The following is a 5,749-nucleotide window of genomic DNA, read 5'->3' as shown; positions in this document are numbered from 1 at the left end:
ATATTATACCGTATTGCCGTAAAATGTTAACCTAATTTGAGATTAAATCATGCTCTTAACAGGGAACAGGGAACAGTTAATTTCACCGCTCCCCGAGTCCCATGATAGATATTGTGGGCTGTCGATATATTTGTGGTTACATTCCCATGATGCAGTAACCAGAATCGACATAAATTATCTGGCCAGTAATCCCACTAGAGAGATCACTGCATAGGAAAGCAGCCGTATTTCCCACTTCAGTCTGAGTTACAGTCCGCTTGAGGGGGGCAATTTCCTCCACATGATGAATCATATCTAAAATGCCGCCAACCGCTGAGGAAGCCAAAGTCCGAATCGGTCCAGAGGAGATACCATTAACCCTAATCCCCAAGGGGCCCAATTCAGCAGCCAAATAACGGACATTCATTTCTAGGGCAGCTTTAGCAATTCCCATGACATTATAATTGGGAACCACCCTGACTCCCCCTAAATAGGTGAGGGTGACAATACTACCACCAGAGGTCATCAAGGGTTTAGCAGCCCCACTCAACTGTACCAGGGAGTAGGAACTAATATCCAAGGCGCGAGTAAAACCCTCACGGGAAACGGTGCTAAAGTCTCCCGATAGTTCCTCCTTACCAGCAAAAGCCAGACAGTGGATGAGGATATCGAGTTTCCCCCATTGGTCTCGGATGGTATCAAATAGGGATGTTACCAGTGCATCATCCTGAACATTACAGGGCATGATGATACTGGGATTAAGTGGTTCAACTAGACTGCGAACCTTTTTTTCAAACCGTCCCTTGTCATCGGGTAGATAGGTGACTCCTAGGTTAGCACCGCAGGAGTGGAGTTGTTGGGCAATACCCCAAGCGATGGATCGCTCGTTAGCAATGCCAGTGACCAGTGCGTTTTTTCCGTTTAAATCCAACATAGTAGATTATTGTATTTGAAAAGGGGACGATCAAACTCCCACAATTGGGGGTTGAAAAAAAGACATTGGGTGGTAAAATCCCTTTGGCGTGCCTAGATGACTCAGGAGCAGGCGGGCATAGTATGCACCCAGTTCACGATCGCAGGTTGCTAATTTCAGGTCAAAATCTTTCCCATCGCCAAAATATGGCAATTTAGTCGTTTTTTCGACACAAACTCCGTTGGCTTAGATATACTCTGGGTAGACATGAAACCAATGACCTGTATAAATGGACTTCCTGAGATACTCACAATTTTGATTCCAGGTCAGGGTAAAAACCTTTGTGCCAGGGAATCACTCTAGGTGAGTGTTAGGGGATCTCCCGTTATAATCTTTCGCTTAACGAGGGAGTCGGTGAACATTTGAAGTCGGATAAAGTCAGAGTCAAACTAGCGCAGTGGTTAAGTGGAAGGAATCGGGTCAGTGACGTATGATAGACCGTTAGCATCAGTGTTCCGTCAAATTGGTGGCGGAGCGTTTCCCCCTGTGGTGGAGAGTTTTGACCGTGGTAAAACTATATTTTTCCCCGGTGATCCAGCCGAGCGGGTTTATGTCTTAATTAAGGGAGCCGTGAAGCTGTCTCGGGTTTATGAGGCGGGAGAGGAAATCACTGTGGCTCTACTTAGGGAAAATAGTGTCTTTGGTGTCCTCTCGCTGATTACGGGTCATAAGTCTGATCGGTTTTACCATGCGGTGGCTTTTACCCAGGTGGAATTGCTTTCTGTTCCCATTGAACAGGTGGAAAAGGCTCTGAAAAGTGATCCCGAATTGTCTATGGTGATGTTGCGGGGTCTGTCGTCTCGCATTCTGCAAACGGAGATGATGATCGAAACTTTGGCGCATCGGGATATGGGATCGCGATTGGTCAGTTTTTTATTGATTTTGTGTCGAGATTTTGGGGTTCCCGGTCGAGATGGGATTCGTATTGATCTCAAATTGTCCCATCAGGCGATCGCTGAAGCTATTGGCTCAACGCGAGTGACTGTAACTCGACTTTTGGGAGACTTACGAGAGAAAAATATGATCTCCATTTATAAAAAGAAAATTACTGTTCATAATCCTGTTACCCTCAGCCAACAATTTACTTGAAAAATTCCGAGCGTGAGTCTGGCGGTCACAGACTGACCAGCAGTTGCTCCCGCCTTGAACTCAAACACAATCGCATACCGGGAGGTTTTGGGGATGATATCGATTCGGTAGTCCCCAGGCTTGCTGTTTTTTTTAGCCTGGAGGTAGGGGTCAGATTTAGCCAATATTCGGTAGGGAAACCTGATTTTTGTGCTAGAATTGGGTTGGGTTTGGCGGTATGGCAAGGGGTGGACAAAAATTCCTCCCCCAATTTGGGCAGAACCTCTCAACCCCAAATAAAAACCTGTAAAATCCTCCGCAGTGGGTTGATATCCGTCGGACTCTAGGTAAAAGCTTGTCTTCGTTAACAGCCCCGAAATGGGGACTAACTCCGGTAAAGGTTCTGGGTGTTCCGCGACGGCTGCCGCCACTAGCCTAGGATAAATCCTTGTAATTTGAAGATACTACCACTTCCCGCCATCAAGTGGGGGCTCGTGAACGAGCATTGATCTAGTCGCCTGGAAATTGATATGACCGCTGCTGTTATTTTTGTTATTGCTATTCTAACTCTCGGAGGGGTGATCGCGGTGGTGAGCGATCGCCTCGGGACTAAGGTGGGTAAGGCTCGCCTGAGTTTATTTAAAATGCGCCCCAAAAAAACGGCGGCGGTGGTGACTATGGCTACGGGAACTATGCTTTCCGCCTTGACTCTAGTGATTTTATTCGCGACCAGTAAACCTCTGCGCCGGGGTGTGTTTACTATTGACCAAATTCAGGATAGACTTAACCAAGCTCGGAGGGATTTGACCCATGCTCAGGTGGAAAAACATCGGGTAGAATCGGAGTTAATAGAGGCTCAAAATGAACTACAAGCAGCGGTTGATTACTTAAACGAAATTAATTCTTCTCTGAATAATGCTAAGGTAGAAGTTTCGGAACGTGAGCAAGAATTGAAAAGGGCTCAAAGTCGCCTGCAAAATACGGAGAGTGAATTGCATCAACTTCAGAATCAACTCAGCCAAATGGAAGCGGCTAAAACTGAGATTGAGGAGGAACTAGATAGCATAGAAGATAAATTAAGTCAAGTATCTCAGCAAAAACAAGATCTAGAAACTGAAATAGATCAACTGCAAGTAGAACGTCAAGATTTAATCAAGCAGCGGGAGACGGTTTCGGCTCAGATAGAAGAGCGCGATCGCCAAATTGCTGACCAAGATATGGTGATTGCTGAACGGGAAGAACGCCTAGCGGAATTGGAAATAGCTCAACAGCAATTGGAACAACAAAAAGCTAATGCCCAACGGGGTTTTCAAATGCTGCGAGAGGGTAGTGTGGCTCTAAAAAGGGGTGAGATTTTGGCGAGTGGATTGGTGAGAATTAGCGATAAAAATAGTTCTATAGAAACGGTAAATAGACTGCTACAAGAAGCGAACAGGAAGGCCCTAAAATTTGTGCAAATGGGTAATCAAAGTGCTAACCAAGATATGGTGGTGATGATTACTAAAGCGGAGGTGGAAGAACTGATTGAGGAAATTAATAATGGTGGAGAGTATGTGGTGCAAATAATCGCGGCTGCTAATTATTTGGTGGGTGAAAAACGGGTGGCGGTTTATACCATGGCGGAACCGAATCGATTGTTATTTAGCAGCGGTGAAGTAGTGGCAGGAACTTCTTTAAATCCGGCTACGATGAGTTCGGAAAGACTGCAACAGCAATTAGAACAGCTTTTAGATGCTTCGAGTTTTAGGGCTCGTTTTGTGGGGGTGGTAAATGGTTCTATAGAAATGAGTGACGATCGCATAGATACTCTGATTTATTTTATTCAGCAGTTGGAGGGGTATAATCAAACCCTGGAACTACAAGCGGTGGCGGCGGAAGATATTTATACTATCGGTCCCCTGCGCTTGGATTTGTTTGCGCGTCATAATGGGGAAGTGTTGATTAGCACTCGTCAACCGACCCGAAAACTGGATGATATTGATTGGGCGGAGGTTTGGCGATGGTGATTTTGGGTTTTGACCCGGGTCGGGATAAATGCGGGGTGGCGGTGGTAGGGGACAATCAACAAGTTTATTATCATCAGGTAGTGGCGGCGAATGATGCGATCGCTACGGTAAAATCACTCTGTAGTCAGTTTTCGGTGCAAATGGTGGTGATGGGAAATCAAACCACTTCCCAGACCTGGAAACAACAAATGCGTGCGGTTCTTCCCAAGTCTATTCACATAGCCGAAGTTGATGAGCGTTATAGTTCTTTGGAAGCACGCGATCGCTATTGGGAAATGTATCCCCCCCAGGGTCTTTCTCGTCTGTTACCCCAGGGGATGCGGGTTCCCCCTAGACCCATTGATGATATCGTGGCAATTATCCTAGTGGAACGTTATCAGGCGGGAAATTAGTTACGGTAGCCGTCTGCTGAGGTTCGGTTTTAATCACTGTCGATGGTGCTAGTGATATGGCTATAGTATAGTTAAAGATAGATTATTACAGGATCTGGCAAATGAATAACAAGTCAAATGGAGTTCCTGAGTTTTGTGGCGATCGCCTTTCCGGCAGTAATGGATTGTGGCAATATGTGAAATCAATGCCCCCGGAAACAATAGCCCAACTCTCCCAACCTGATCCCGATGTAGCCCAATTGATGGAACATAATCTACTGCAAATACTTGGTGGATTGCCTTCTGGGCATTTTGATGTCACAATTACTACTAGCCGTGAAAATCTTGGTCGCCTTCTAGCTTCTGCGATGATGAATGGATATTTTCTCAACAAAGCTAAACAGCGCATGGAGTTTGAAAAATCCGTTTCTAATATTTACAGTTAACCAGAAAAATTTAGCAGGTCTGGGGAGTCAGTAGAATTGGCTCCCATCAAGTTTTTTGCCTCTTCAGAAAAACTGCCAATTTTGATAGTTACTCCCGCCGACCATAGCGCTAACTAGGTATAAGTTTATAGTAATTGGGAATTGAGATTATCATTGGTTATCCCCCTGATGGGTTACTGCCCACTACCCAAACCTATAGGTTTGTAAGACAATGTAAACCTAGGATCGAAGCAGTAATTAGTTAACAAGTCTCTGGTGAGAGGACTGCCTCTGTCCAGGGTTATGAGTTGATTAATTTTGCTTTTGGGTGGGAGATAGCTATAACCCACTTTGGGCTGCCCAGCCAAGTCGCACTGGGTAAGTAGAGAATCAGGGTGCATCAAAAAATGAAGAGAATAATTGTGTTACTCGGGCTAGTGGCTTCGACGGGTGGGGGCTTTGCTTTGGTTTCTGATGTAGCTGCCACCTCCTCGCCTAATTCGCCTGCCTGGAAAAGCTTCAACAACCACGGTCTAGTTGTTCAAAGTGGTTATGAAGGCACGAATGAGGATGGCGATCGCGAAAGTGTAGGTACATCAATGTAGTTTGGTCTTAGGGGCGGCGGAAAGCTGCCCCTACTGATTTTTAGGGGAGTGTTTGTAGAAATTGTTGAATTTCTAGGTCGCCAGGATTAATTTCTAATGCCCTTTGGGCTGCATCTTTAGCCTCTTGGTCGCGGTTGAGTCGCAGATATGCGATCGCCTCTGCATAGTCTCCCAGGTGAAATAGGGCTTGGGCTTTAGCGGTCAAAGCGGGGATAAAATCAGGTTTGATATTGATCGCGCCAGTATAAGCGATCGCCGCCTCAAATTTGGGAGCATGATTTAATCTCAAATTAGGTTAACATTTTACGGCAATACGGTATAA

Annotated in this window: 7 protein-coding genes; 5 read left to right on the top strand and 2 right to left on the bottom strand. The window is 45.6% G+C overall.

Annotation, left to right across the window (positions count from 1 at the left end):
• Window positions 1-136: 136 nt before the first annotated feature.
• On the bottom strand, window positions 137-913 hold the full coding sequence (gene fabI / locus P5683_RS22310) for an enoyl-ACP reductase FabI (protein ID WP_006670396.1): 777 nt from the start codon (window positions 911-913) through the stop codon (window positions 137-139).
• 462 nt (window positions 914-1,375) lie between these two features.
• On the opposite strand from fabI, the gene ntcA reads away from it, so the two are divergent.
• The 5 genes from ntcA (at window position 1,376) to P5683_RS22285 (ending at window position 5,427) form a co-directional block, all read left to right on the top strand.
• Window positions 1,376-2,041, top strand: a complete 666-nt coding sequence (gene ntcA, locus P5683_RS22305) for a global nitrogen regulator NtcA (protein ID WP_006670397.1) — start codon at window positions 1,376-1,378, stop codon at window positions 2,039-2,041.
• Between the two features lie 509 nt (window positions 2,042-2,550).
• Window positions 2,551-4,026 carry a DUF3084 domain-containing protein gene (locus P5683_RS22300; RefSeq protein WP_315641044.1) on the top strand — a complete coding sequence of 492 codons (1,476 nt, stop codon included), beginning with the start codon at window positions 2,551-2,553 and terminating at the stop codon, window positions 4,024-4,026.
• On the top strand, window positions 4,020-4,418 hold the full coding sequence (locus P5683_RS22295; protein ID WP_008051305.1) for a pre-16S rRNA-processing nuclease YqgF: 399 nt from the start codon (window positions 4,020-4,022) through the stop codon (window positions 4,416-4,418). The genes P5683_RS22300 and P5683_RS22295 overlap by 7 nt, the downstream gene beginning before the upstream one ends.
• 101 nt (window positions 4,419-4,519) lie before the next feature.
• Window positions 4,520-4,843, top strand: a complete 324-nt coding sequence (locus P5683_RS22290; protein WP_006625277.1) for a DUF760 domain-containing protein — start codon at window positions 4,520-4,522, stop codon at window positions 4,841-4,843.
• Window positions 4,844-5,244: 401 nt separating this feature from the next.
• Window positions 5,245-5,427 carry a hypothetical protein gene (locus P5683_RS22285; protein ID WP_231296373.1) on the top strand — a complete coding sequence of 61 codons (183 nt, stop codon included), beginning with the start codon at window positions 5,245-5,247 and terminating at the stop codon, window positions 5,425-5,427.
• A gap of 40 nt (window positions 5,428-5,467) precedes the next feature.
• Here the strand turns inward: P5683_RS22285 and P5683_RS22280 are convergent, their stop codons facing one another.
• Window positions 5,468-5,716, bottom strand: a complete 249-nt coding sequence (locus P5683_RS22280; protein WP_315648900.1) for a tetratricopeptide repeat protein — start codon at window positions 5,714-5,716, stop codon at window positions 5,468-5,470.
• Window positions 5,717-5,749 lie beyond the last annotated feature (33 nt).

The sequence above is a fragment of the Limnospira sp. PMC 1279.21 genome, assembly GCF_032349615.1.
Lineage (GTDB): Bacteria > Cyanobacteriota > Cyanobacteriia > Cyanobacteriales > Microcoleaceae > Limnospira > Limnospira fusiformis.
The sequence above is the reverse complement of the archived record's forward strand: the minus strand, read 5'-3'. Positions and strand labels throughout refer to the sequence as shown.

Coding starts and splice junctions, on each gene's coding strand:
- fabI (WP_006670396.1), bottom strand. CDS start 913: ATGTTGGATTTAAACGGAAAAAACGCACTGGTCACTGGCATTGCTAAC.
- P5683_RS22300 (WP_315641044.1), top strand. CDS start 2,551: ATGACCGCTGCTGTTATTTTTGTTATTGCTATTCTAACTCTCGGAGGG.
- P5683_RS22295 (WP_008051305.1), top strand. CDS start 4,020: ATGGTGATTTTGGGTTTTGACCCGGGTCGGGATAAATGCGGGGTGGCG.
- P5683_RS22290 (WP_006625277.1), top strand. CDS start 4,520: ATGAATAACAAGTCAAATGGAGTTCCTGAGTTTTGTGGCGATCGCCTT.